The organism is Aeromicrobium sp. 10G20-16, assembly GCF_055809665.1.
This window is the reverse complement of record NZ_CM147919.1, coordinates 1,594,209-1,618,800: the sequence shown is the minus strand read 5'-3', so window position 1 is coordinate 1,618,800 and position 24,592 is coordinate 1,594,209. Positions and strand designations below refer to the sequence as shown.

The 24,592-nt window shown below is 70.4% G+C and carries 23 protein-coding genes; 14 read left to right on the top strand and 9 right to left on the bottom strand.

Annotated features, from left to right (window positions below; translation table 11 throughout):
* Positions 1–26: 26 nt before the first annotated feature.
* From AC0L5F_RS08170 to AC0L5F_RS08155, 4 genes are all read right to left on the bottom strand, one after another.
* Entirely contained in the window at positions 27–863 is an 837-nt protein-coding gene (locus AC0L5F_RS08170; protein WP_473316116.1) for an SCO6745 family protein, read from the bottom strand.
* Between the two features lie 121 nt (positions 864–984).
* Entirely contained in the window at positions 985–1,623 is a 639-nt protein-coding gene (locus AC0L5F_RS08165; RefSeq protein WP_473316115.1) for a DUF2461 domain-containing protein, read from the bottom strand.
* Entirely contained in the window at positions 1,620–2,591 is a 972-nt protein-coding gene (locus AC0L5F_RS08160) for an NADPH:quinone oxidoreductase family protein (RefSeq protein ID WP_473316114.1), read from the bottom strand. The genes AC0L5F_RS08165 and AC0L5F_RS08160 overlap by 4 nt, the downstream gene beginning before the upstream one ends.
* Positions 2,592–2,624: 33 nt before the next feature.
* A complete protein-coding gene (locus AC0L5F_RS08155; protein WP_473316113.1) occupies positions 2,625–4,094 on the bottom strand; it encodes an MFS transporter in 1,470 nt (489 codons plus the stop codon).
* Positions 4,095–4,156: 62 nt separating this feature from the next.
* Here AC0L5F_RS08155 and AC0L5F_RS08150 point away from each other — a divergent pair, with 62 nt between their 5' ends.
* Genes AC0L5F_RS08150 through AC0L5F_RS08140 form a run of 3 tightly spaced genes read left to right on the top strand, consistent with a single transcriptional unit; the run spans position 4,157 to position 7,958 of the window.
* The gene (locus AC0L5F_RS08150) at positions 4,157–4,864 is read left to right on the top strand and encodes a TetR/AcrR family transcriptional regulator (protein WP_473316112.1); all 708 of its coding nucleotides are present in this window, start codon (positions 4,157–4,159) and stop codon (positions 4,862–4,864) included.
* Positions 4,865–4,868: 4 nt separating this feature from the next.
* Positions 4,869–5,393: a phosphatase PAP2 family protein gene (locus AC0L5F_RS08145; protein ID WP_473316111.1), complete on the top strand. Its 525-nt coding sequence runs from the start codon at positions 4,869–4,871 to the stop codon at positions 5,391–5,393.
* Positions 5,394–5,435: 42 nt separating this feature from the next.
* A complete protein-coding gene (locus tag AC0L5F_RS08140; RefSeq protein ID WP_473316110.1) occupies positions 5,436–7,958 on the top strand; it encodes a DEAD/DEAH box helicase in 2,523 nt (840 codons plus the stop codon).
* 77 nt (positions 7,959–8,035) lie between these two features.
* On the opposite strand, the gene AC0L5F_RS08135 is transcribed toward AC0L5F_RS08140, so the two are convergent.
* On the bottom strand, positions 8,036–9,517 hold the full coding sequence (locus AC0L5F_RS08135; RefSeq protein ID WP_473316109.1) for a flavin-containing monooxygenase: 1,482 nt from the start codon (positions 9,515–9,517) through the stop codon (positions 8,036–8,038).
* 100 nt (positions 9,518–9,617) lie between these two features.
* Between AC0L5F_RS08135 and AC0L5F_RS08130 the strand changes: the two genes are divergently transcribed.
* The gene (locus AC0L5F_RS08130) at positions 9,618–10,169 is read left to right on the top strand and encodes a TetR/AcrR family transcriptional regulator (protein ID WP_473316108.1); all 552 of its coding nucleotides are present in this window, start codon (positions 9,618–9,620) and stop codon (positions 10,167–10,169) included.
* Positions 10,170–10,172: 3 nt separating this feature from the next.
* Here AC0L5F_RS08130 and AC0L5F_RS08125 read toward each other — a convergent pair whose 3' ends face one another.
* The 4 genes from AC0L5F_RS08125 to AC0L5F_RS08110 form a co-directional block, all read right to left on the bottom strand.
* The gene (locus tag AC0L5F_RS08125) at positions 10,173–11,264 is read right to left on the bottom strand and encodes a PQQ-dependent sugar dehydrogenase (RefSeq protein WP_473316107.1); all 1,092 of its coding nucleotides are present in this window, start codon (positions 11,262–11,264) and stop codon (positions 10,173–10,175) included.
* Between the two features lie 162 nt (positions 11,265–11,426).
* Positions 11,427–12,644, bottom strand: a complete 1,218-nt coding sequence (locus AC0L5F_RS08120; protein WP_473316106.1) for an endonuclease/exonuclease/phosphatase family protein — start codon at positions 12,642–12,644, stop codon at positions 11,427–11,429.
* A 98-nt stretch (positions 12,645–12,742) separates the two neighbouring features.
* Positions 12,743–14,515, bottom strand: a complete 1,773-nt coding sequence (locus tag AC0L5F_RS08115; RefSeq protein WP_473316105.1) for a chloride channel protein — start codon at positions 14,513–14,515, stop codon at positions 12,743–12,745.
* Positions 14,516–14,588: 73 nt separating this feature from the next.
* Positions 14,589–15,080, bottom strand: a complete 492-nt coding sequence (locus AC0L5F_RS08110) for an inorganic diphosphatase (protein ID WP_473316104.1) — start codon at positions 15,078–15,080, stop codon at positions 14,589–14,591.
* Between the two features lie 85 nt (positions 15,081–15,165).
* On the opposite strand from AC0L5F_RS08110, the gene dacB reads away from it, so the two are divergent.
* From dacB to folK, 10 genes are all read left to right on the top strand, one after another.
* Positions 15,166–16,587 carry a D-alanyl-D-alanine carboxypeptidase/D-alanyl-D-alanine endopeptidase gene (gene dacB / locus AC0L5F_RS08105; protein ID WP_473316103.1) on the top strand — a complete coding sequence of 474 codons (1,422 nt, stop codon included), beginning with the start codon at positions 15,166–15,168 and terminating at the stop codon, positions 16,585–16,587.
* A gap of 28 nt (positions 16,588–16,615) precedes the next feature.
* Positions 16,616–17,671, top strand: coding sequence for a zinc-dependent metalloprotease (locus tag AC0L5F_RS08100; protein WP_473316102.1), 1,056 nt, complete (start codon positions 16,616–16,618; stop codon positions 17,669–17,671).
* Between the two features lie 31 nt (positions 17,672–17,702).
* Positions 17,703–18,644 carry a tRNA lysidine(34) synthetase TilS gene (tilS, locus tag AC0L5F_RS08095; protein WP_473316101.1) on the top strand — a complete coding sequence of 314 codons (942 nt, stop codon included), beginning with the start codon at positions 17,703–17,705 and terminating at the stop codon, positions 18,642–18,644.
* A 439-nt stretch (positions 18,645–19,083) separates the two neighbouring features.
* Positions 19,084–19,641 carry a hypoxanthine phosphoribosyltransferase gene (gene hpt, locus AC0L5F_RS08090; RefSeq protein WP_473316100.1) on the top strand — a complete coding sequence of 186 codons (558 nt, stop codon included), beginning with the start codon at positions 19,084–19,086 and terminating at the stop codon, positions 19,639–19,641.
* Between the two features lie 108 nt (positions 19,642–19,749).
* On the top strand, positions 19,750–21,768 hold the full coding sequence (ftsH, locus tag AC0L5F_RS08085; protein ID WP_473316099.1) for an ATP-dependent zinc metalloprotease FtsH: 2,019 nt from the start codon (positions 19,750–19,752) through the stop codon (positions 21,766–21,768).
* Complete coding sequence (folE, locus tag AC0L5F_RS08080) at positions 21,765–22,331, top strand: GTP cyclohydrolase I FolE (protein ID WP_473316098.1); 567 nt, start codon at positions 21,765–21,767, stop codon at positions 22,329–22,331. The genes ftsH and folE overlap by 4 nt, the downstream gene beginning before the upstream one ends.
* A 10-nt stretch (positions 22,332–22,341) precedes the next feature.
* The gene (gene folP, locus AC0L5F_RS08075) at positions 22,342–23,178 is read left to right on the top strand and encodes a dihydropteroate synthase (RefSeq protein WP_473316097.1); all 837 of its coding nucleotides are present in this window, start codon (positions 22,342–22,344) and stop codon (positions 23,176–23,178) included.
* Positions 23,175–23,753 carry a nuclear transport factor 2 family protein gene (locus tag AC0L5F_RS08070; protein WP_473316096.1) on the top strand — a complete coding sequence of 193 codons (579 nt, stop codon included), beginning with the start codon at positions 23,175–23,177 and terminating at the stop codon, positions 23,751–23,753. The genes folP and AC0L5F_RS08070 overlap by 4 nt, the downstream gene beginning before the upstream one ends.
* Positions 23,639–24,016 carry a dihydroneopterin aldolase gene (gene folB, locus AC0L5F_RS08065; RefSeq protein ID WP_473316095.1) on the top strand — a complete coding sequence of 126 codons (378 nt, stop codon included), beginning with the start codon at positions 23,639–23,641 and terminating at the stop codon, positions 24,014–24,016. The genes AC0L5F_RS08070 and folB overlap by 115 nt, the downstream gene beginning before the upstream one ends.
* Positions 24,013–24,576 (top strand): 2-amino-4-hydroxy-6-hydroxymethyldihydropteridine diphosphokinase, encoded by a 564-nt coding sequence (folK, locus tag AC0L5F_RS08060; protein ID WP_473316094.1) that lies wholly within the window; start codon positions 24,013–24,015, stop codon positions 24,574–24,576. The genes folB and folK overlap by 4 nt, the downstream gene beginning before the upstream one ends.
* The last annotated feature ends 16 nt before the right edge of the window (positions 24,577–24,592 follow it).

Below are 24,592 nucleotides of genomic sequence, written 5' to 3'. Positions count from 1 at the left end.
AGGCCAGTGTGGCATCCGAGGCGGGCCTAGGGCTGCGGGACGGCCGTCGGGTTGGGGTACGGGACGACCTGTGACGCCTCGATCGCGCGGGCGATCCTCACCAGCGTCGGTGTGGCGCCGATGGTGCGAGCCGTGGCTTCACGGTCCCCGATCCCGGCGTTGGCCACGCGGTGGGTCGTCTCCTCGATGCGCGCTCGCGCTGCCCGGCCCGCCTCGGTGATCACGCGCCACTCGTCGACCCACCCGCGCATGTGCAGCTGTTCGTAGGCGTCGTCCCACGCCTGGTCGTCCCAGCCGCGCGACTGCTGCTGACCCTCGGGCACCAGGCCGGTGGCGACGGCCAGCGCGTTCGCCGTCGCGCCGTTGATGCCCGAGGCCGTGAGCACGGCCACGTGCGCGTCGCCGTGGTACTCGCGCAGCACGGTGGCCAGCTGCCAGAGGCGGCCGAGCGGGTCCGGTGCGGCCTCCACGGTGCTGTGGGCGGCGGCCAGCGGTCGGCCCGAGAAGTCGGCCCGGCGGACCACCTCCTCCAGGTGGCCGACCAGTGGTGCGAGGTCGAGGTCGGTGACGGCCGGGGTCAGCGCGTGGCGCGCCCCGTCGAGACGGGCGGCCAGTGCGTCGGCGGGAGTCGTGATCGCCCAGGCGTCGGGCAGCGCGCGGGCCACCTTGGCGGGCGCGAACCCGTGGAAGGTCGCGGTGACCAGCGCGGGACCCGGGGAGCCCATCGCCGCGGCCCGCGACGCGAAGTACCCCATCCAGAAGCCCTTGAGCCCGAGAGCGCCCAACCGGTCGGCCGTGTCCTGGCTGAAGTACACCGGCGCGTGCACGGCCTCGACCGCGCGCCAGAACTCCGGAGTCGACATGCTCCCCACGCTATCGCTGACGAGTCACGCAGGTCCGCTGACGAGTCACGGGGGTCCGCTGAGGAGTCACGCAGGTCTGCCGACGAGTCACGGAGGTTCGCCGACGAGTCACGGGGTGGGCTCAGTCCTGCTGGGTGTGGAGGCCCAGCCAGTCGAGCAGTGGGGTTCCCGCGCGCCAGTCGGCTCGCACGTGGTCGAGCAGGTCGGCGGTGTGGATGAACGGCTCGAAGCCGTACGAGCGGCCGAGGGTGAGCGACTTGTGGCGCAGCAGGTCGATGCGTGGGTGGTCGGCGTCGAACCCGCGGGGCGAGGTCTTGAGGCGGTCGCCGCCGCGATCCCATCCGGCCGACTCGAGCTCGGCGACCAGCTGCTCCAGCTCGGGGCCGTGGCGATCGTGGACGATCGCGTCGCGGAACGCCGCCAACCGGCCGGGCGACGCGTCGTAGAAGCCGACGCCGACCAGCACGCCGGGAGCCCCGACCTGCACGTAGTAGCCCAGCGCCGGCCCGGTGGCGACGAACGCGCCCTGGTGGTTCTTGTACGGCGTCTTGTCCTTGCTGAACCGCACGTCGCGGTACGGGCGGAAGATCTTGGCCTGACCGAACTCGTCGGCGAGTGCAGCCGTCAGCGCCGTCATCGGCGCCTTGACCGCCGTGGCGTAGACCTCGCGATGCTCCTCCCAGAACGACTTGGTGTTGTCGACCTCGAGGTCGTCGTAGAAGTCGAGCGCTGCCTCCGGGAAGCCCGTGAACGCGCTCACGGGATCAGCAGCACCTTGCCGGTCGCGCGGCGCTCGTCGAGGGTCAGCAGGGCGGCGGACGCCTCCTCGAGCGGGAAGCTCGGGCCGACGACCGGCTGCAGCGCGCCGCTGGCCAGGTGCGGCTCCATCGCGGCCCACTCGGTGGCGATGTGGCCCGGCTTGGTGAGGACGTAGGCGCCCCAGCCGACGCCGACGACCGACACGTTGTTGAGCAGCAGGCGGTTCACCTTGACCGTGGGGATGTCGCCCGCCGTGAAGCCGATGACCAGCAGGCGTCCGTCCTCGGCGAGGCAGCGCAGCGAGTCGGTGAAGCGGTCGCCGCCCACGGGGTCGACCACGAGGTCGACCTTGCCGCCTGCGGTCACGGCGTCCTTGAAGCCCCCCTGGTCGGAGTCGACGAGCACGAACTCGTCGGCACCGGCATCGACCGCGATCCGGCCCTTCTCCTCGGTCGAGGTCACGGCCACCACACGGCCCGCGCCGAACGCCTTGGCCACCTGGATGGCGGCGGTGCCGATGCCGCCGGCCGCGCCGTGAACGAGCACGGACTCGCCGGGCTGCATGTGGCCGCGCTCGATCAGGGCGAAGTAGGCGGTGCCGTAGTTGAAGATGATCGACGCACCCTGCTCGTAGGAGATGGCGTCGGGCAGCCTGAAGGTGGTGTCGACAGGGGCGACGGCCTGCTCGGCGAAGCCACCGAGGAGGCACAGCGCGGCCACGCGGTCGCCGGCCTGCAACCCGGACCCTTCGGGTGCGCTGATGACCTCACCCGCGATCTCCGCACCCGGCGTGAAGGGCAGGTCGGGCTTCATCTGGTACTCGCCGCGCGACTGCAGCACCTCGGGGAAGGCGACGCCGGCGGCCTTGACCGCGATGAGCACCTGCCCGTCGTGCGCGGTCGGCGCGTCGATCTCGACCACCTCGATGGCCTCGGGTCCGTCCAGGGTCGTGATCTGCACTGCTCTCATGCCGGTGACCCTACCGCGAAGGTGAGCGCTTGCTTAGCCCTCGGCCAGTGCCGCTTCGTCGGCCACGCGCGAGTCGGTCAGCATGTGCGCACCCCAGGCGGTCACGACTCCCACGACGACGGCCAGCGTCGCGAACGTGACGCGTTCGCCGTGGAAGAACGACTGCACCAGCGCGTTGCTCCACGTGCCGACCGGCAGGGTCGTGGTGACCAGCGCTGCGATGAGCGTGCCGACGACCGCGGTGCCGATGCTGGTCCCGACCTCCTGGGCCGTGTCGTTGAGTGCGGCTCCGAGCGAGGTGCGGTTGGCCGGCATGCCGCCGATGAGCGCGATCGCGCAGGTCATCATCACGGTGCGGAGGCCAGCGGTCATCACGACCATGCCGACGGCGATCGCGACGTAGCCGTGCTCGACGGCGAAGGCCAGCCAGGCGAGCGACGTCGCCATCAGTGCGGCGCCGATCAGGCAGGCGACCCGGTGGCCGAGGCTCTTGACGAGGGCCTCGGTCAGCGGGGTGAACAGCAGCATCGCGGCGATCATGGGCAGGTTGGCGAGCCCGGCGCGCATCGGGCTCCATCCGTACGCGTACTGGAAGTGCAGGATCAGCGAGAACATCACGCCGGCCATCGCGATGGTGGTGCCGAGCTGGGCGATCGAGGCGCCCCGCACGGTGCCGTTGGCGAACACCTTCAGGTCGAGCATCGGCGAGACCGTCGAGCGCTCGTGGCGGACGAATGCGACTGCCGCGGCGAGCGCACCGAGAATGCAGCCGAGCGTGATGGCGGAGAGCCAGCCGCGGTCGACGCCGCTGGTGAGCGCGTAGCAGCCAAGGCCGATGGCGGTGATGCTGAGCGCTGCGCCCGGCAGGTCGAGCGCGTCACCGGTCAGGTCGTCGGGGTCGTCGGCCGCGACGCCGACGCGCACGCCGATCCAGGCGATCAGCGCGATCGGCGCGTTGACGACCAGCAACCACTCCCAGCGCACGTGCGTCAGGGCGGAGCCGCCGAGCACGGGGCCCAGGACGAATCCGCCCATCCCGACGATCATCATGATCGGGAAGGCGCGCATGCGCAGCTTCTCGTCGGGGAAGAGGCGGAAGACCAGCGAGTTGGTGATGGGTGCCATCGCGGCGGCGCACAGGCCGAGGGCGGCGCGCAGCGCGATCAGCTCGCCGGTGGTCTCGACCCAGATGACCGCCAGGCTGATGATCCCGAACGCGGCCAGGCCCCACAGGAGCACCCGCCGTCGTCCGAAGCGGTCGGCGATCGAGCCGGCCGTGAGCATCAGCCCGCCGAAGGTCAGGGCGTAGGCGCCGGTGACCCACTGCAGCGAGGTCGTGGTGCTGCCGAGGTCGCGACCGATGGTCGGCAGCGCGATCGAGAGCAGGGTGTTGTCCACCATCTCGACGAAGAACGCGAGGCAGAGGGCGGTGAGGGGGATCCAGGCGGCGCGCAGCGAGGTGTAGGTGCGCGGTGCGTGGGGGAGGGGGTGGGTGGGGCTCATGGCGCACCTCCGGACAATCGAACAACGTTCGATAAGATGCAAGGTGTGATGGGATGTGAGTCATGACACCGCCACCGAGAGGCCCGGACGACCGCCTGCGGCAGCGCCGCCGCGCGACGCACTCGATGGAGTCGGTCATGACCGAGGCGGTGCGACTCCTCGACGAGGCAGGCGATGCGGCGTTGACCTTCCGGGCGCTGGCTGGGCGCATCGGCGGAGGCGTGGCCAGCATCTACTGGTACGTCGACGGCAAGGAGGAGCTGCTCGACCGGGCGGCCGACCACGTCATGGGCCAGGTGATCGCCGACATCGACGAGTCCGTCGGCGGTGACCCGATCGACGACCTGCGGAGCACGGCGATCGCGCTGTTCGAGGCCGTCGCCGACCGGCCGTGGCTCGGCGCCTACTTCATGCGCAACACCGGCCACCAACCCAACTCCCTGCGCTACTTCGAGCGCATCGGCGCGCAGGTGCTGCGGCTCGGCATGCCTCCGCTGGAGACCTTCCACGCCGCCTCGGCGGTGGTCGGCTACGTCATCGGGATCGCTGCGGACCTCGGCCAGCAGCCACCGGAGGAGGTGGTGTCCGGTGCCGCCACCCGCGAGGAGTTCTTCGCCCAGACCGTCGCGGAGTGGAACGACCTCGACCCCGACGAGTGGCCGTTCCTGCACGCCATCGTCGACGTCTTCGCGAACCACGACGACCACCTGCAGTTCGTGGCCGGCCTCGACCTGATGCTCGCGGGGCTTCGCCTGCAGGCCGGGGGCTGAGCCGGTGGACGAGGCGGTGGCGCGCTGGGTCGCGGAGCACCGCACGCCCGTGCTGACGCACGTCTTTTCGCTGATGGAGGACCTCGGCACCTCGTGGCTGTTCCTCGGCGGTGTGGCGGTGGCCGGTCTCGCGGTGGTGTGGATCGCCCACCGTTGGTCGGGGCTGCCCCGGGTGCTCGTGTCGCTGCTGGTGGCGTTCTCGTTGACCAGTCCGCTGAAGCCCTGGATCAATCGCCCTCGTCCGCCGGCGGACCTGTCGATCACCCTGGTCTCGGGGCCGGCGATGCCGTCCTCGCACGCGATCTTCACCTCCGCCATCACGGTGGCGGTCCTGATGGCGCCCTGGTGGACGTCCCCGGTGCTGCGCCGCACCGCGATGGTCGCGGGAGTGATCGGGTGCGTGGTGGTCGGAGTGGCGATGGTCTACCTCGGTGGGCACTGGTTGAGCGACGTGCTGGTGGGATGGCTGCTCGGCGCCGGCATCACCGCCGTGTCGATGCTGGCGCTGCGCAGCCGCATCCCGGACTGACCGCACCGACGCCCGCGCTGCGCGACAAGGGACACTGGACTGATGCGACTGGTCGACCTGCTCCCACCCGAGGGAGCCGAAGCGACCGAGGACGCCGTCCACGAGGCGATCACCACCTGGGTCGAGTCGCGCGGGCTGACGCTGTACCCGGCCCAGGACGAGGCGATCCTGGAGTGCGTCGCCGGATCCAATGTCGTGCTGGCGACGCCCACGGGGTCGGGCAAGAGCCTCGTGGCCACCGCCGCCATGGCGGCTGCGCTCGCGCGCGGCGAGTGCAGCGTCTACACCGCTCCCATCAAGGCGCTGGTCAGCGAGAAGTTCTTCGACCTGTGCGAGATCTTCGGTGCCGACAACGTCGGCATGGTCACCGGTGACGCCGCGGTCAACGCCGATGCCCCGATCATCGCCGCGACGGCCGAGATCCTCGCCAACATGGCGCTGCGCGAGGGGGCGGCCGCCGACATCGGCCTGGTCGTCATGGACGAGTTCCACTACTACGCCGATCCGCAGCGCGGCTGGGCTTGGCAGGTGCCGCTGATCGAGCTCCCCCGGGCTCAGTTCCTGCTGATGTCGGCCACGCTCGGCGACACCACGCGGTTGATCGCCGACCTCGAGCGCCGCACGGGACGCGAGAGCGTCGAGGTCGCCTCGACCGAGCGTCCGGTGCCGCTGGTGAACGAGTACGTCAGCACGCCGGTGCACGAGACGCTGGAGCAGCTGATCGAGACCCGGCAGACGCCGGTGTACGTCGTGCACTTCACCCAGGCGTCCGCGCTGGAGCGGGCGCAGGCGCTGACCAGCCTGAAGATCGCGACCCGCGAGGAGCGCGACGTCATCGCCGATCACCTCGGTGACTTCCGGTTCAGCTCGGCGTTCGGCAAGACGCTGTCGCGTCTCGTGCGCGCCGGCATCGGGGTGCACCACGCCGGCATGCTGCCCCGCTACCGCCGACTCGTCGAGACCCTGGCCCAGCAGGGTCTGCTCAAGGTGGTGTGCGGCACCGACACTCTGGGCGTGGGCATCAACGTGCCCATCCGCACTGTGCTGTTCAGCGGACTGTCCAAGTACGACGGCACGCGTCAGCGACAGCTGCAGGTGCGCGAGTTCCAGCAGATCGCCGGGCGGGCGGGGCGCGCGGGCTACGACACGATCGGTCACGTCGTCGTCGAGGCGCCCGAGCACGAGATCGAGAACGCTCGCCTGGTGCGCAAGGCCGGCGACGACCCCAAGAAGCTCAAGAAGATCCAGCGCAAGAAGCCGCCCGAGGGCTTCGTGTCATGGGGTCAGGGCACCTTCGACAAGCTCACCACCGGCACGCCCGAGCAGCTCGTCTCGCGCATGCGGGTCAGCCACGCCATGGTGCTCGACGTGCTGCAACGCCCCGGTGACGCGCGCGCGGCACTGACCCGGCTGCTGCGCGAGAGCGGCGAGACCGAGGAGAGCCAGGACCGGCTGCTCGCCGAGGTCGACGCGATCATCGAGGCCCTGATCGCCGGGGAGGTCGTCGAGCAGGTGGATCCGCCGGACGCCGATGGTCGGACCCTGCGCCTGACGGTCGACCTGCAGGCCAACTTCGCGCTCAACCAGCCGCTCTCCCCGTTCGCCGTGGCGGCGTTCGACCTGCTCGACCGCGAGTCCGAGACCTACGCGCTGGACATGGTGTCGGTCGTCGAGGCCACCCTCGACGACCCGCGCCCCATCATCAACGCCCAGCGGCACCGCGCCCGCGGCGAGGCCATCCAGGAGATGAAGATGGACGGCATCGAGTACGACGAGCGCATGGAGCTGCTGGAGGAGGTCGAGCACCCGCAGCCGCTGCGTGACCTGCTGGAGGCCGCCTACGAGACCTATCGCGGCGGGCACCCGTGGGTGGCCGATCACGAGCTGCGTCCCAAGTCGGTCGTGCGTGAGATGTGGGAGCGCGCCATGACGTTCAGCGAGCTGGTGGCGGACTACCAGCTGGCCCGCTCCGAGGGTCTGGTGCTGCGCTACCTGTCCGACGTCTACAAGACCTTGGGGCGCACGGTGCCCCAAGGTGCGCGCACCGAGGAGCTCGAGGACATCACCGAGTGGCTCGGCGAGCTCGTGCGCCAGACCGACTCCAGCCTGCTCGACGAATGGGAGCAGCTGATCGCGCCCGGTGTCGATCCCGAGGAGGTGCGCGCCCAGGCCGACTCCGGAGCGCCGCCGCGACCGCTCACCGGCAACCCGCGGGCCTTCCGGGTCCTGGTGCGCAACGCGATGTTCCGTCGCGTCGAGCTGGCCGCCTTCGGCCGATGGAGCGCGTTGGAGGAGCTCGACGGCGAGGACGGCTGGGACGCCACCGCGTGGATGGACGCGATGGCGGCGTACCGCGAGGAGTACGACGACATCGGTACCGGGCCGGACGCGCGCGGGCCCCAGCTGTTCATGGTCACCGAGGGATCGGACGTCTGGACCGTGCGGCAGACCTTCGCCGACCCGGACGGTGACCGCGACTGGGGCATCAGCGCCACCGTCGACCTCGCCGCCAGTGACGAGACCGGCGAACCGGTCGTCACCGTCACGTCCGTCGGCCCCCTCTAGGCACCAAATTTTGCGGGCTCAGGCACCGAATCGGGCCACCGGAACGGTGCTTGGGCCCGCAAAATTCGGGGCTCGGGTCAGGCGACCGTCTGCTTCGCGCGGGTGGTCCAGTCGAAGTCGGACGCGTCGACGTCGCGGGTCTCCCACCAGTACTGGAAGGTGAACTTCGGCCAGATCGTGCGGTTCTTGCCGTGGCTGTCGAGGTACCAGCTGGTGCATCCGCCCTGCGTCCAGATGCCCTTCTCGACCAGGCGCTGGATCTCCTCGTTGAACTCCGTCTGCGCCTCCAGCGTCGGTTCGGCGGACTCGGCGCCGCGCTCGTCCAGCTGCTTGATCAGGTTGACGATGAACTTGGTCTGCTGCTCGATCATGAACACCACCGAGTTGTGGCCGAGCGCCGTGTTGGGCCCGAGCATGAACGCCAGGTTCGGGAATCGGTGCACCATCATGCCCATGTAGGTCTCGACGCCGTGCTCGCGGAACTGCTCGGCCAGGTTGACGCCGTCGCGGCCGGTGATGTCGAGGTAGTCGAAGGCGTCGATGACGTGGAAGCCCGTGCCGTAGATGATCACGTCGGCCTCGTGCTTGACGCCGTTGCCGTCGATGACACCGTCGCTGACGATCGTGGCGACGCCGTCGGTGCTCAGCTCGACGTTGTCGCGCAGGAACGTCGGGTAGTAGGTGTTGGACTGCAGGACGCGCTTGCACCCGAGTCGATAGCTCGGCGTGAGCTTGGCACGCAGCTCCGGGTCCGGGATCGCCTTGCGCATGTGCGCCTTGACGACGCGCTCGGCGATGGGCAGGAAGTTGACGTGGCCGTTGAAGCCGATGGCGCGCGCCTCCAGCGTCCAGTACAGGACGTTGCGGTAGGCGCGCTGCACGCCCGGCACCTTGTCGAACAGGCTCTTGCGCCAGCCGGAGATCGGCTTGTCGTTCTTGGGCAGCACCCACGCGGGCGTGCGCTGGAAGACGGTGAGCCGGCCGACCTGCTCGGCGATGATCGGGATGAACTGGATCGCGCTGGCGCCGGTGCCGATGACCACGACCTTCTTGCCGGTCAGGTCCACCGAGTGGTCCCAGGTCGCCGAGTGGAACGTCGGTCCGGCGAACGATTCGGCGCCCTCGATCTCGGGAATGTTGGGGATGTGCAACCCGCCGACGCCGGCTACCACGAAGCGACCCTCGTAGGTCTCGCCGCTCGCCGTGGCGACGGTCCACCGCTGGCGGTCCTCGTCCCAGCTGGCGCCGGTGACCTCGACGCCGAAGTCGATGTACGGGCGAAGGTCGTTGTCGTCGGCGACCTTGCGCAGGTAGGCGTAGATCTCCGGCTGGGCCGAGAAGCTCTTGCTCCAGTCGGGGTTGAGCTCGTACGAGAACGAGTACATGTGGCTCGGGACGTCGCACTCGCATCCCGGGTAGGTGTTGTCGCGCCACGTGCCTCCCACGTCGTGCGCCTTCTCCAGGATGACGAAGTCGTCGCGCCCCGAGTCGCGCAGCTTCATGGCAGCCCCGAGTCCCGAGAACCCGGTGCCGATGATGATGACGTCCGTGCTGATCACGGTCAGATACTATCGGTATCCGAGGGACCTGCAAGACAAGATGACGGGAGACACAGTGACGGTCGACAGCTCGCGCGGCACACGCGCGGAGCGCCAGGCGATGACGCGCCTGAAGCTCATCGAGGTGGCCCACGACATGTTCCTGGCGGACGGCTACGCCGCGACGTCGCTGGACAAGGTGGCGCTGACCGCGGGCTTCTCCAAGGGCGCCGTCTACTCCAACTTCGCCGGCAAGGAGGAGCTGTGCATGGCCGTCCTGGACCGCATCCACGCCCGCCAGACCGAGGGCGTGGTCGCTGCCTTCTCCGGAGGGGGCGACCTCGACGCCCGCATCGACGCGTTCGCCGACTGGGCGCGTGAGGGGCTGGGGCAGCCCCGGGTCACCGCGCTGGAGTCCGAGTTCGGCGCCGTGTCGCGGCACAGCCCCTACGTGGCCAGTGCGCTGCGTGACCGGCACCGCGAGATCCGCGACGCGATCGAGTCGCTCATCTGCGAGGTGACCGCCGAAGCGGGCGTGACGTTGCGCATGCCGGCCGACCGGGCCGCGACGGCGATGCTGAGTCTCGGCATCGGCCTGGGTGCACTGCGCTCGATCGACCACACCGTCGACGTCAGCGTGTTCGCCGACGCCATGCGCGCCCTGCTGCGCTGAGTCTCAGGTCGCCGATCGCGGCGTGATCTTCAAGATCTTGTCGTCCGTGCCGTTCGACGTCGTCATGTACAGCGACCCGTCCGGGCCCATCACGGCAGCCCTCAGGCGGCCGTACGTGCCGTTGAGCTCGGGCGGGACGTAGGCGCCGGCGTAGCTGTTGGTGGCGGTGAATTTCAGGATGCGCAGCTGCGTGCCCTTGAGCACGCCCACCGCCAGCTGGCCCTCCAGCGAGCCCCAGGCCGAGCCGGAGAGGAAGTCGATCCCGCTCGAGGCGATCGTCGTCGAGCCGGACCGCCACTTGGCGTCGACCTGGGTGCCCGGCAGCTTGTGGTCGGTCATCGGTGAGTTCGAGCCCTCGTTGTAGAGCCGGTTGTCCCCGGACTTTCGCGGGACCGGGTTCCAGCCGTAGTTTGCACCGCCGCCGACGATGCGGTTGACCTCGTCGTCGCGGTAGCTGCCGTGCTCGTTGGAGTACAGCGCTCCGTCGGCTCGCTGGGCCAGACCCTGCACGTTGCGGTGGCCGTAGGTGTAGACCTGCTGGGCCAGCCGGGTCTTGCTGGACGCGAACGGGTTGCCCGGCCACGGGTCACCGGTCACGGCGTCGATGCGCAGCACCTTGCCGCCGCCGCTGGCCTTGTTCTGGGGGTTCGTGCCGGTCGCGGCGTCGCCGGTGCCGACGAACAGCGTGCGGTCGTTGCTGGCGAGGACCATGGCGCACCCGCCGTGCCGGCCCGTGGTCGACGGCAGGCCGGTGACCAGGTTGCGTGTCCAGCGAGCCGAGGTGAAGTCCTCGTTCATGCGCCAGCGGACCACTCGGATCGATGGCGAGGAGCCGGAGCGGAACCCGTGGCAGGTGATGAACTCGCGCGACGTGGCGAAGTCGGGGGAGACCACGACCGACATCAGGCCCGTCTCGCCGGAGGACCACATGCCGAGGTCGCCGTCCAGGATCGTGCGCTTGGTGCCGTCGGGCAGGCGCAGGGTCAGCGTCTTGAGGGCGCGCTGGGTGTAGAGCATCGACCCCTCGGGGAGGGCGCCCTCGACGCGGGGCAGGAACGCGATGTCCCACGGGATGCTCAACCCCCGCTCGACCACGCTGACGTTCGAGCTCGGGCTCGGCGGCGGAGGCGGGCGAAGCCGCCACCATCGCGGTCGTGGCGACGAGGGTCAGGGCAAGGAGCGCAGCGCGGCAGCGGTGGACCATGGTGTCAGTCTGTGGCGTGTTCGCGGGCCGCGCATCCCAGGACTGGATCCGGGTCAGGGCAGGTACAGGGTCACGGCGACCGGACTGTGGTCCGACGGCGAGGGCGAGGCGTACGCGCCCCCGGTGAACACGTGGTGCACCCGCCACCCGGTGGACCCGACCGCGTCCTGCACGAAGACGTGGTCGACGTGATCGCCCCAGGTGTTGGACGTCTTCGGCGTGCGCCCCCATCCGGTGTAGCTGTTGAAGCGCGGGAAGGTGTAGGTCGCTGACCGGTCGTAGGTGTCGTGCCACCCGGACGCGTTGAGGATCTTGCGGGGCGAGTCGTCAGCACGTCCTCGATGGCTGTTCAGGTCGCCGGCGATCACCACGCGCGACCTGGTGACCGGGGGCGTCAGGGTCGCGACCTGGCTGAGCAGCGACTGGGTCTCGCCACGGCGCAGGTTCGACTCGCTCTGCGAGCTGCCGGCCGTGAGGTGGGCGCTCACGAACAGGTACTCCACCCCGGTCGAGATCAGCGTCAGGCGAACCCAGGCCGCGTCGGCGGAGTTGCCGAGGTAGAACGACCCGCCGCCCCCGGTCTGCGGGCGCCGCTCGGTGTCCCGACATCCCGACTGGGTGGGTTCGGCCAGGTCCTCGACCCGCGTGAACCTCGACGTGCGGTAGAACACCGCCTCGGACCCGCACATCCGCGACCCCAGGGCGTACCCGAGAGGCTGGAGGGCGACCTCGAGGTCGTCGATGCGGCCCGAGGCCTCCTGCAGAGCCAGGACGTCCGCGCTGGTGTTCTTGATCCGCTCCACGATGGCGCCCACCCGCGACGGCCAGGTGCCGGCGCAGGGGCCGGCCTGTGAGCAGACGTTGAACGTGGCGACCCGGGCGCGTGGCGCAGCGGTGTTGTTGGCCCTGCGCATCGTGAACTTGCAGTGCCGCGCCGCCCGCGACCCCTTGCTCGATCCGGACAGGGCGCGCACGGTGAAGCAGTACATCGTGGCCGGCTTGAGGCCGGTGATCGTCAGCTGGGTCTGACGACCCGGCGTCTTCTTGCTCTTCGCCTTCGACGACATCGCGCCGGCGTAGGTGGTCGAGTACAGCACCTCGTAGCGCTTCGCGCCCTTGGCCGCATACCAGTCGAGCGTGATCGACGTGGGCGTCGAGATCTTCACCCACGGCGGCGACACCCCCGCCGGCTTGGCCGCGGCCGGCAGCGCCAACGACGTGGTCACGAGGGCGAACGCGGCCACGGTGGCGAGCAGGAGGCGTCGGAGCATGAGCGAATCCTACGATCACACTGGCCCCTCGCGTACCACAATCGACGAAGTTGCCCAGCACGCCCAGCGATGGCCCGAGCCGCGCTTGGTTCCTGTGCTCAGGGCGTCGGTCGCATCGCGCCGAGCACCGCTCGGTGCCCATGGGTCGCGGCTGCTCGACGCTCGTGTGGTCGAGCTGACTCCGAGCTGCGCATCGCGCCGAGCACCGCTCGGTGACTCAGCCAGCCCACCACGGCGCGATCGGCGTCGACGACGGGGAGCGGACGGTCGGAGGCGTCGAGCACGGCGACGGCGTCGGCGAGCCGGTCGTCGGTGCTCACCGGCTCGGGGTGGTCGCACAGGCGCGCGATCTCGACCGCATCGTGCTCGCCGTCCGAGCGTGCCTCGACCAGCGCGCGAATCGAGATGACCCCGAGGTAGGTGCCGTCCTCGTCGACGACGACGCGCTGCGACGGACTGTCGGCGGGCCAGGTGCGGCTGGCCTCCAGTGCGGTGACCGTGCCGACGACCGTCGGTCCGATGGGGGTCGCGACGTCGGCGACCGTCAGCCCCACCAGCGCTGAGGCGACCGGATCGGCGGAGAGGTCGACGCCTCGTCGGCTCAGCTTGAGCGTGTAGATGGTCTCGCGCGAGACCAGGTGGCTGACGCCGGTGGCCAGCGCGATCGCCAGCATCAGCGGCAGGATGATCGTGTACTCGCCGGTGAGCTCGAACATGATCACCACGGCCGTGATCGGTGCTCGAGCCGCACCCGCGAACACCGCTCCCATGCCCAGCAGTGCATAGGTGCCGGCCGGTCCGGCGATCGACGGCAGCAGGTGGCCGGCGGTCTGTCCGAATGCGGCGCCCAGCATCGCGCCGATGAACAGGCTCGGAGCGAACACCCCGCCGGACCCGCCGATGCCGATCGTGAGGCTCGACGCCACCATCTTGCCCACGAGCAAGACCAGGAGGAAAAGGATCGAGTACTGGCCGGCGACGCCGTCGGACAGCACGGGATACCCGACTCCGTACATTTCCGGAAGCGCGAGCAGCAGGCCACCCAGGAGCAGGCCTCCGACGGCCGGCCGCAGCCACTCGGGCCCGCGCCACGCCCAGTCGCAGGCGTCCTCGATGGCGTACAGCACCCGGGTGAAGACCACGCCCGCCAGTCCCGCGATCAGCCCGAGGGCGGCGAACAGGCCGTACTGCTGGACGTGATCGACCGTGAAGGTCGGCAACGACAGGAACGGATCGTCGCCCAGCGCCGCCCGCCCGATGACGCTGGCGGTGACGGCCGAGATGACCACCATCCCGAACGACTCGGCAGCGAAGTTGAGCAAGATCAGCTCCATCGCGAAGAACACGCCCGCCAGAGGTGCGTTGAACGTGGCCGCGATGCCGCCGGCAGCGCCGCAGGCGACCAGCAGCTTCATGCGGGCCTCGTCGACCTTGACGACCGCCCCGAGCGTCGAGCCGAGGGCCGAGCCGATCTGGACGATCGGGCCCTCGCGCCCGACCGACCCGCCGCCGCCGATGCACAGGGCGGACGCCAGCGCCTTGACCACGGCGACCCGCGGCTGGATGCGTCCGCCGCGGCGTGCGACCGCGTACATGACCTCGGGGACTCCGTGTCCCCGGGCCTCTCGGGCGAAGCGGTACACCAGCGGGCCGTAGAGAAGGCCGGCCACGACAGGTGCCAGGACCACGAAGTACGGACCGAGAGCCGGCAGGTCTGGATGGGCGACGCGGCCCAGGCCGGCGTAGTCCTTGCGACCCGTGAACAGCAGGGTCATGTGCTCGATCAGCCAGCGGAAGGCGATCGCTCCGAGGCCGGCGCCGGCGCCGACGGCCAGCGCCATGCCGACCAGCCCGTACCGGGTGGTGCGCACTGCGGAGAGCGCGCGGGTGACGCCGGTCGGCGCGGCAACCGCCGCGCTCCCGGAGCCTGGTGCCGCACTGATCTCAGTAGCCGCCGTTGGCCTTGAAGCGGGCGAAGCTGGCCTCGATCTCGGCCTCGGCCTCGACGCGGCCCGTCCACACCGAACCCTCGACCGACTTGCCGGGCTCGAGGTCCTTGTAGACCGTGAAGAAGTGCTCGATCTCGAGTCGGTCGAACTCGGGGACGTGGTGGATGTCGCGCAGGTGCTCCTGACGCGGATCCGTGGCGGGCACGCACAGCACCTTGTCGTCTCCACCGGCCTCGTCGGTCATGCGGAACATGCCGATGGCGCGGCAGGTGATGACACAGCCGGGGAACGTGGGCGAGGGAAGCAGCACGAGGGCGTCGAGCGGGTCGCTGTCGAGGCCGAGGCTGTCGTCGATGAACCCGTAGTCGGCGGGGTACTGGGTCGAGGTGAACAGCGTGCGGTCGAGGCGGATGCGGTGCGTGGCGTGGTCGACCTCGTACTTGTTGCGTTCGCCCTTGGGAATCTCGACGGTGACGTCAAAGATCACGGGGCCTCCTCGGGCTCGAGTGCACGCCGCGTCCGCCAAGACGGGCAGCGGTGCCAATGGTTCGGGTGTCTATAGTCTGGCGCACGTGGCAGGTGCGAGGGCCAGCAGGGTGCCCGACCGACGAGGTCGTCGCGGCACCCGTGTGCTCGCGGTGCTGGTGATCGTGGCGCTCCTGGGCGCTGTCGCGGTCGGTGGCCGCACGGCGTGGCAGGACGGGCGGTTGAACTCCGTCATCTGTGGAGGCGACTGCGGTCCGGACAACGTCATCGCGCCCGAGGGGCTGATGGCCGCCGACGTCCCGGCGGTGGCGCCGGACCCCACGCCCACCTCCTCGCCAGTCGACCTCGACGCCGTGCTGTCCGCCGTGGACGTGCCCCTCACCGACTCGGTCCTCGGCCCGCACATCGGGTTCGCCGCGTCTGCACCCGCGGCGGACGGCCCGGTCCGTGCGGTCGGGACCGGCACGTTCGTCCCCGCGTCGACCACCAAGCTCCTGACCGGGTTGGCCGCCCTCACCACGATCGACCCGCAGACCCGGTTCTCGACCACGGTGGTCGACGCCGGTGGCCAGGTCGTCCTGGTCGGCGGCGGAGACCCGTACCTGACCGCCACGCGCGGCAAGGGCTCGGACCGGGTCGAGCGGGCCGAGCTGTCCACGCTCGCCGAACGGACCGCCGAGACGTTGAAGGCGGCCGGTCGCACGACCGTACGCCTGGGCTACGACGCCAGCCTCTTCACCGGGCCGTCGATCAGCCCGGGCTGGGAGGACTCCTACGTCCCCGACAACGTCGTGACCCCCGTCAGCGCCCTGTGGGTCGACCAGGGCGTCACCAGCGGCATCCGCGCGCGCGACCCCGCACGCGCTGCCGCCGATCGCTTCGTCGCGCTGCTGAAGAAGTCCGGCATCACCGTGACCGGCGAACCCGCCAGCACCAAGGCTCCGGCCGACGGTCCCACGCTGGCCACCGTGCGCAGCGCCACGGTCGCGCAGATCGTCGAGACGTTGATCCGCACCAGCGACAACCAGGCAGCCGAGGTCATGCTGCGCCAGCTGGCCGTCGCGACCGGCGCCCCGGCGACCTTCGAGGGCGGCACGGCTGCCGTCATCACGGCGCTGCAGGCTGCCGGGGTCGACACCGAGGGGCTGACCCTGTTCGACGGCAGCGGACTGTCGCGGCGCAACCGGATCACCCCGACGACGCTCGTGGAGGTCGTCCGCACGGCACTGACCACGCCGAAGGGCGCTGCGCTCGTCGACGACCTGCCGGTCAGCGGCTTCAGCGGAACCCTGGCGCTGCGGTTCGATCGCGCTGCGCGCGGCCTGGTGCGGGCCAAGACCGGCACCCTCACGGGCGTCCACTCGCTGGCCGGCTACGCGCTCGACGCCGACGGGCGCCCGGTCGTGTTCGCCGTGATGGTCGACGACTCGGACCGGACCAGGGCGCTGGCCGCACAGGACGCCGTGGACGCCGTCGCCTCCGCGATCGCCGGTTGCACCTGCGGCTGACCGCGGCACGGGGCCGTACCGTGGTCGCATGATCGACTGGAAGCTCGCGCAGGCCACGGCCACGCGGCTGGCACGCCCGGGGCCCGAGATGTCACCGGGTGAGATCGCCGACGCCGTGGCGGAGCTGCGCGCCGGAGCGGCCAGGTCCGAGGCGCCGGTGCGCGAGTTCACCGGTCTGCACACCACCCACGCGCTGGGCGCACCCTCGCCGGTGCTGGTGGTCGACCGGCCCCGCTGGGTCGAGGCCAACCTGTCCACCTTCCAGCTGGTGATGGAGCCCATCAACGCCAAGCTCGCCGCGAGCTCGAAGATGCCCACCGGGCGGTCCAGGCGGCTCGGCGAGAAGGTCAGCGGTGCCGAGCTCGGCGCGCTGATGTCGTTCATGTCGTCGAAGGTGCTGGGTCAGTTCGACCCCTTCTGGACCGGACCTCGCGGCGAGGGCGGCCGGTTGCTGCTCGTCGCTCCGAACATCGTCACGGTCGAGCGCCAGCTGGACGTCGACCCGCACGACTTCCGGCTCTGGGTCTGCCTGCACGAGGAGACGCACCGGGTGCAGTTCACCGGAGTGCCGTGGCTGCGGTCGCATCTGCGGGGGTTGATGGAGGAGTTCGTCGACGCCACCGACCTCGATCCGCAGGCGCTCTCCTCGATGGTGCAGCACGCTCTCGCCGAGGGGGTCAAGATCGCCAAGGGTGATCAGGACGCCTCGCTGGCCTCGATGTTCCAGAACGAGCGGCAGAGCGCGATCGTCGACCAGATGACCGGTGTCATGTCGTTGCTCGAGGGCCACGCCGACGTGGTGATGGACGACGTCGGGCCCGAGGTGATCCCCACCGTGGCGCAGATCCGGCGCAAGTTCACGCAACGACGCAAGGGCTCCGGCGGGGTCGACCGCCTGATCCGCCGGCTGCTCGGCCTCGAGGCGAAGATGCGCCAGTACCGGGACGGTGCGGTGTTCGTGCGGCACGCGATCGACACCGTGGGCATGGAGGGGTTCAACGCCGTGTGGTCGGGGCCCGAGCACCTGCCGACCCGCACCGAGATCCTCGACCCCGCCAGCTGGGTGGCGCGCGTCCATGCCTGAGCCTCGGGTCTGACCGACGGGATCACTGACCATGGGCGGAGCGTTGGACCCGGCGGTCGCGACCGCACGCATCGCCGTGCGCACCGCGCTCGCCGACCTCGCGCCCGGCAGTCGCGTGGTGGTCGGGGTGTCGGGCGGCGCGGACTCCCTGGCGCTCGCCGCCGTGGCGTCGTTCGTCACCGGAGCGGCCGGTCTCGACCTGTCGGCGATCGTCGTGGACCACCGTCTGCAGGACGGCTCCGCCGAGGTCGCGCGGCGCGCGGTCGAGCAGCTGACGGGCCTGGGAGTGCGGGCTCGCGTCGAGGCGGTCGACGTCACCGGGCGCGGTGGCCCGGAGGCGGCTGCCCGGTCGGCACGGCTGGCCGTGCTGACCCGCGAGCCGGTCGACGCGGTGCTCCTGGCCCACACCCGCGACGACCAGGCCGAGACGGTGCTGCTCGGGCTGGGGCGGGGATCGGGGCCACGGTCGATCGCCGGGATGGCGCCACGTTCGGGGGTCTTCCGCAGACCCTTCCTCGGGCTGGGTCGAGATGTCACCGAGCAGATCTGCCGGGCGCACGGACTCACCTGGTGGGACGACCCGCACAACGTCGACCCGGCCTTTCGTCGGGTCCGCCTGCGGCGCGACGTCCTGCCGTTGCTGGAGGACGTGCTCGGCGGGGGAGTGGCCGACGCCCTGGCGCGCACGGCCGAGCAGCTGCGCGCCGACGTCGACCACCTGGACGGTCTGGCCGCGGCCGCCCACACCGACGTGGTCGCCGACCTCGCCGACCTGGCACCGCCGATCCGCTCACGGGTGTTGCGCCGGCTCGCGCTGGCGGCCGGTGCCCGCGGCGACGAGCTCAGCGCGGGCCACCTGCGCGAGCTCGACCGGCTGGTCACCGACTGGCACGGCCAGCAGCGCGTCGAGCTGCCCGGCGGTGTCTCCTGCCGGCGGTCCGACGGCCGCCTCACCTTCGCGCCCACCCCCTGACGCGCCTCCAGTGACCGAGCGTGGCCTCCGCGAGCCGTCCGGGTGTGGTTCGCCTCGCTGCGCTCACGGTCGCTGCACTCCCTGGCGAACAGCCTGCTCGCGGGCCGGGCCACCGCGAGCCGTCCGGGCGTGGTTCGCCTCGCTGCGCTCACGGTCGCTGCGCTCCCTGGCGAACAGCCTGCTCGCGGGCCGGGCCACCGCGAGCCGTCCGGGTGTGGTTCGCCTCGCTGCGCTCACGGTCGCTGCGCTCCCTGGCGAACAGACCCTGCTCGCCAAGGAGGCCGCTTGCGGCCGACTGTGCCCTTCGCTCCGCTCACGCTTCGCTAGGGACCGGGAGCGAGGAACGAGCGACCGAGGCGGGGCCACCGCGAGCTGCCCGGCTGTGGTTCGCGCGGCCTCCGAGCGCACGGCGTGTGCGTGGATATGGGAGGCTGAGGCTGTGGACCACGTGCACGTCGAAGGCGACCTCGAGCTCGACCAGACCCTGTTCACCGAGGAGCAGATCCTCGCGCGGCTCAAGGAGATCGCCGGAGAGATCGAACGCGACTACGCAGGCAAGGATCTGCTGCTGGTCGGCGTGCTCCGCGGCGCGGTCATGGTGATGGCCGACCTCGCCCGCAGCCTCGACCGGCACATCGAGATGGACTGGATGGCGGTGTCGTCGTACGGCTCGGGCACCAAGTCGTCCGGCGTCGTGCGGATCCTCAAGGATCTGGACACCGACCTGCAGGGACGCGACGTGCTGATCGTCGAGGACATCATCGACACCGGCCTGACGCTGTCGTGGCTCATCACCAACCTGCGGTCGCGCGGCCCGGCCTCGGTCGAGATCGCCACGTTGCTGCGCAAGCCCGACGCCGTGCAGACCGACATCGAGGTCAAGTACGTCGGCTTCGACATCCCCAACGCCTTCGTCGTGGGCTACGGCCTCGACTACGCCGAGAAGTACCGCAACCTGCGGTGCATCGCGACGTTGGCACCCCACGTCTACTCCTGAGCGCTGCCTGCGCGACCGGGCCGCTCCCTCACGGGGTGATGCTCGACCCTGTACCGTCGTTATTCCCACCAGCACAAGGAGGAGTGGACTCTTCCACGCCCACCGCACATGAACCTCAAAAGCCTCGTCAAGGGCCCCTGGCTCTGGATCGTCGTCATCGCCATCGTGGTGCTCACGGCCATCAACTTCTCCTCGGGCCAGGACGGCTACAAGGAGGTCAAGACGGCGACCATGATCGGCTATCTCGATGCCGGCAAGGTCAAGGAGGTCACGTTCGTCGACGGCGACCAGGCCATCCGCGCCACGCTCGAGGACGACACCAAGGTCAAGTCCAAGTTCCTGCTGGGTCAGGGTGAGTCGCTGGTCAGCCGCGCCGAGACGCTGGAGCAGGAGAAGAAGCTCAAGAGCTTCAACGTCGAGGTCGCCTCCGGCACCTCCCTGGGCGGCATCCTGCTCTCGATCGTGCCGTTCGTGCTGTTCCTGCTGTTCTTCCTGTGGATCATGAACAACGCCCAGGGTGGTGGCGGGCGCGTCATGCAGTTCGCCAAGTCCAAGGCGAAGCTCATGAGCAAGGACACCCCCAAGACCACGTTCGCCGACGTCGCAGGGTGTGACGAGGCCATCGAGGAGCTCGGCGAGATCAAGGAGTTCCTGGCCGAGCCGGCCAAGTTCCAGGCGGTCGGGGCCAAGATCCCCAAGGGTGTGCTGCTCTACGGCCCGCCCGGCACCGGCAAGACCCTGCTGGCCCGCGCGGTGGCCGGTGAGGCCGGCGTGCCGTTCTACTCCATCTCCGGCTCGGACTTCGTCGAGATGTTCGTCGGTGTCGGCGCCAGCCGCGTGCGCGACCTGTTCGAGCAGGCCAAGGAGAACGCCCCGGCCATCGTGTTCATCGACGAGATCGACGCGGTCGGTCGTCACCGCGGCACTGGCATGGGCGGCGGCCACGACGAGCGCGAGCAGACCCTCAACCAGCTGCTGGTGGAGATGGACGGCTTCGACGTCCGCGGCGGGGTCATCCTGATCGCTGCCACCAACCGGCCCGACGTGCTCGACCCGGCGCTGCTGCGCCCCGGTCGCTTCGACCGCCAGATCGGCGTCGACGCCCCCGACCTCGCCGGCCGTACCCAGATCCTCAAGGTGCACTCGCGCGGCAAGCCCATCGGCCCGGGCGTCGACCTGGAGGCCGTCGCTCGCCGGACCCCGGGCTTCAGCGGCGCCGACCTCGCCAACGTGCTCAACGAGGCCGCGTTGCTCACGGCCCGCAACAACTCCAAGGTCATCGACGACGCCAGCCTCGACGAGGCGATCGACCGCGTCATGTCCGGCCCGCAGCGCCGCAGCCGCCTGATGAACGAGAAGGAACGCCTGATCACGGCGTACCACGAGGGCGGACACGCACTCGTCGCCGCCGCGCTGCCCCAGAGCGACCCCGTGCACAAGATCACGATCCTGCCGCGCGGGCGTGCACTGGGCTACACCATGGTGCTGCCCGACGAGGACAAGTACAGCCAGACCCGGGCCGAGCTGCTCGACAAGCTCGCCTACATGCTCGGCGGCCGCGCCGCCGAGGAGCTGGTGTTCCACGACCCCACCACGGGTGCGGGCAACGACATCGAGAAGGCCACCAGCGTGGCGCGAGCCATGGTCACGCAGTACGGCATGACCGAGCGCCTCGGCGCCGTGCAGCTGGGCGAGACCGAGGGCCAGCCGTTCCTCGGCCGCGACATCGGGCACACGCGCAACTACTCGGAGTCGGTGGCCGCCATCGTCGACGAGGAGATCAACCGCCTGATCTCCACGGCCCACCAGGAGGCCTTCGACATCCTGCACGACAACCGCGACGTCCTCGACGCGCTGGTGCTCGAGCTGATGGACAAGGAGACCCTCGACAAGGCGCAGGTCGCGCGGATCTTCGAGCCGCTGCGGCGCCGTGAGGTCCGTCCCGCGTGGACCGGATCGGACACCCGCGTCCCGTCGTCGGTGCCGCCCGTGGTGGGCGCCGCCGCCTCCCGTGGCTCGAGCGACCAGAACGGCCACGGCACGCCGATGGTCGTCGGCCCCGACAGCGGATCGGACGCCCCTCCACCGGCCGGACCGGACGTGCACGATCGGAACGACCTGACGTGACCGTCGACCTGCCTCGTGCCGAGGCGGCGATCCGCGAGCTGTTGTTCGCCGTCGGCGAGGATCCCGATCGCGAAGGTCTGCTCGACACCCCCCAGCGGGTCGCCAAGTCCTACATCGAGCTGCTCGCCGGCCTGGACCAGACGCCCGAGGACGTGCTCACCGCCGAGTTCGACGTCGGCCACTCCGAGCTGGTGCTGGTCAAGGACATCGAGATGTGGTCGATGTGCGAGCACCACCTGGTGCCGTTCTTCGGCGTCGCGCACGTGGGCTACATCCCGTCCGAGGGCGGCCGGGTCACCGGTCTGTCCAAGCTCGGCCGGGTCGTCGACGTGTTCGCCCGCCGCCCGCAGGTGCAGGAGCGGCTCACCACACAGGTCGCCGAGGCCATCGTGGACATCCTCAAGCCCCGCGGCGTCATCGTGGTGATCGAGGCCGAGCACCTCTGCATGGCGATGCGGGGCGTGCGCAAGGGCGGCGCGAAGACCGTCACCAGTGCCGTGCGCGGCCAGCTGAGGGACCCCGCCACCCGAGCCGAGGCCATGGGCCTCATCACAGCGCGCTGATGGGCAACTGATGGTCCTGGACCACCTGCCTGGGGACCGATGTCTGGTCATGGGAGTGGTGAACGTGACTCCGGACTCGTTCTCCGACGGTGGACAGTGGCTCGACGCCGACACGGCCGTCCAGCACGGAATCGATCTCGTGGCCGCGGGTGCCGACCTGGTCGACGTCGGGGGAGAGTCGACCCGTCCGGGCGCCCTGCGGGTCGACGCCGACACCGAGCGACGGCGCGTCCTCCCGGTGATCGAGGGTCTGGTCGCCGCCGGCATCACGGTGTCGGTCGACACGATGCGAGCGGACCTGGCGGCCGAGGCGATCGACGCCGGCGCTGCGCTCGTCAACGACGTGTCCGGTGGCCGGGCCGATCCGCAGATGCTGCCGGTCGTGGCCGACGCCGCCGTGCCGGTCGTGCTGATGCACTGGCGCGAGCACTCCGAGCACATGCAGGAGCACACCCGGTACGACGACCTCGTGCCGGACGTCGTGGGTGAGCTCGGCGCGCAGGTCGATGCGGCCGTCGCCGCCGGCATCGAGCCCGACCGGATCGTGGTGGACCCGGGGCTGGGCTTCAGCAAGACCGGCGAGCAGAACTGGACCGTGCTCGCCCACCTCGACGCCTTCACCGCCATGGGCCACCGCGTGCTCGTGGCGGCCAGCCGCAAGCGGTTCCTGGGCGAGCTGCTGGCCACGGACGGGGTGCTGCGCGCCGTCGACGACCGTGAGCACGCGACCGCCGCCATCACCGCGCTGTGCGCCACGGCCGGCGCGTGGTGCGTGCGCGTGCACGACCCGGTGGCGTCGGCCGACGCCGTCCGGGTGGTGGCCCGCGTGTCCCGGGAGGTGCCGTGAGCCAGGCAGCGCTGCAGGCGCACCGCGCCCTCTACGACGCCGTCGAGGGCGGTGACGCCGACCTGATGGAGGCCCTGTGGGTCGACGACCCCGACACGTCCTGCATCCATCCGGGTGCGCCCATCCTGCGCGGCACCTCCGAGGTCGTCCGGTCCTGGGTGGTGCTGATGTCCCAGATCGGGTACATCCAGTTCTTCCTCACCGACGTCGAGGTGACGACGCTGCCGCTGGGCTCCGAATCACCCGAGACGGCGGTGGTCACCTGCACGGAAAACATCCTGTCCGGCGATCCCGACCAGCCGGGCGGGATCGCGGCGGCCACCTCGTTCGGTGCCGCCACGGCACAGAGCACGAGCGTCCTGGTGCGCGACGCGGCCGGGTGGAAGTTCTGGCTGCGGCACGCCTCGCCGGTTCCCCCCACGATCTCCGGATCCTTCGACGACCTCGAGGAGAAGCTGACATGGCCATTCCTGACGGACTGGACCGCATCGACCTGCGGGGCGTGTCCGCGGTCGGGCATCACGGCCTGTTCGAGCACGAGCGCCGCGACGGGCAGACGTTCGTCGCCGACGTGAGCCTCGGGCTGGACCTCGGTCCGGCCGCGCGGGAGCACGATCTGAGCCTCAGCGTCGACTACGGGGCGTTGGCCCAGGGCATCCACGACGCGATCGTGCACGACCCGGTCGACCTCATTGAGACGGTGGCGCTCCGTATGGTGGACTTGGCGATGGCCGAGCCGTCGGTCCAATGGGTTAGCGTGACGGTGCACAAGCCCGAAGCGCCCATCTCGGTGACGTTCTCCGACGTCGCCGTCACGATAGAGCGGAGCAAGCAGTGACCGAAGCGCCCACCCCGTACGAGCTGGACGCCGACACCATGACCGGTGGGATGCGTCCCATCCGCCAGGCCGTGCTGTCGATCGGTTCCAACCTGGGCGACCGTCTCGACAAGCTGCAGGGCGCAGTCTCGGCGCTCGAGGACACCCCTGAGGTCACCGTCGTCGCGATCTCGTCGATCTACGAGACCGAGCCGGTCGGCGCGCCCGAGGGCTCCGACACCTTCCTCAACGCCGTCGTCCTGATCGACACCACCTTGACCGTGCACACCCTGCTCGACCGCGCACTGGCCATCGAGGACGCCTTCGGGCGCGAGCGCGGCGAGGACAACGGCCCCCGCACCCTCGACGTCGACATCATCGTGGTCGGTGAGCGCGTGGCCGAGGACGACCAGCTCGTCCTGCCGCACCCACGCGCCCACGAGCGCGGCTTCGTGCTGGTGCCGTGGCTGGAGATCGACCCTGAGGGCGAGATCCCCGGGCGCGGCTTCGTCGCCGACATCATCGGCGACGTCGACACGTCGGGCGTCACCAAGCGCGAGGACCTCGAGATCATCTTGTGACGCCGAGCTGCACGTG

Excerpts from the sequence above, each read along its gene's own strand:
- AC0L5F_RS08170 (WP_473316116.1), bottom strand. The coding sequence starts at position 863 with ATGTCGACTCCGGAGTTCTGGCGCGCGGTCGAGGCCGTGCACGCGCCG.
- AC0L5F_RS08160 (WP_473316114.1), bottom strand. The coding sequence starts at position 2,591 with ATGAGAGCAGTGCAGATCACGACCCTGGACGGACCCGAGGCCATCGAG.
- AC0L5F_RS08155 (WP_473316113.1), bottom strand. The coding sequence starts at position 4,094 with ATGAGCCCCACCCACCCCCTCCCCCACGCACCGCGCACCTACACCTCG.
- AC0L5F_RS08150 (WP_473316112.1), top strand. The coding sequence starts at position 4,157 with ATGACACCGCCACCGAGAGGCCCGGACGACCGCCTGCGGCAGCGCCGC.
- AC0L5F_RS08140 (WP_473316110.1), top strand. The coding sequence starts at position 5,436 with ATGCGACTGGTCGACCTGCTCCCACCCGAGGGAGCCGAAGCGACCGAG.
- AC0L5F_RS08130 (WP_473316108.1), top strand. The coding sequence starts at position 9,618 with ATGACGCGCCTGAAGCTCATCGAGGTGGCCCACGACATGTTCCTGGCG.
- AC0L5F_RS08120 (WP_473316106.1), bottom strand. The coding sequence starts at position 12,644 with ATGCTCCGACGCCTCCTGCTCGCCACCGTGGCCGCGTTCGCCCTCGTG.
- AC0L5F_RS08100 (WP_473316102.1), top strand. The coding sequence starts at position 16,616 with ATGATCGACTGGAAGCTCGCGCAGGCCACGGCCACGCGGCTGGCACGC.
- tilS (WP_473316101.1), top strand. The coding sequence starts at position 17,703 with ATGGGCGGAGCGTTGGACCCGGCGGTCGCGACCGCACGCATCGCCGTG.
- ftsH (WP_473316099.1), top strand. The coding sequence starts at position 19,750 with ATGAACCTCAAAAGCCTCGTCAAGGGCCCCTGGCTCTGGATCGTCGTC.
- folP (WP_473316097.1), top strand. The coding sequence starts at position 22,342 with ATGGTCCTGGACCACCTGCCTGGGGACCGATGTCTGGTCATGGGAGTG.
- folB (WP_473316095.1), top strand. The coding sequence starts at position 23,639 with ATGGCCATTCCTGACGGACTGGACCGCATCGACCTGCGGGGCGTGTCC.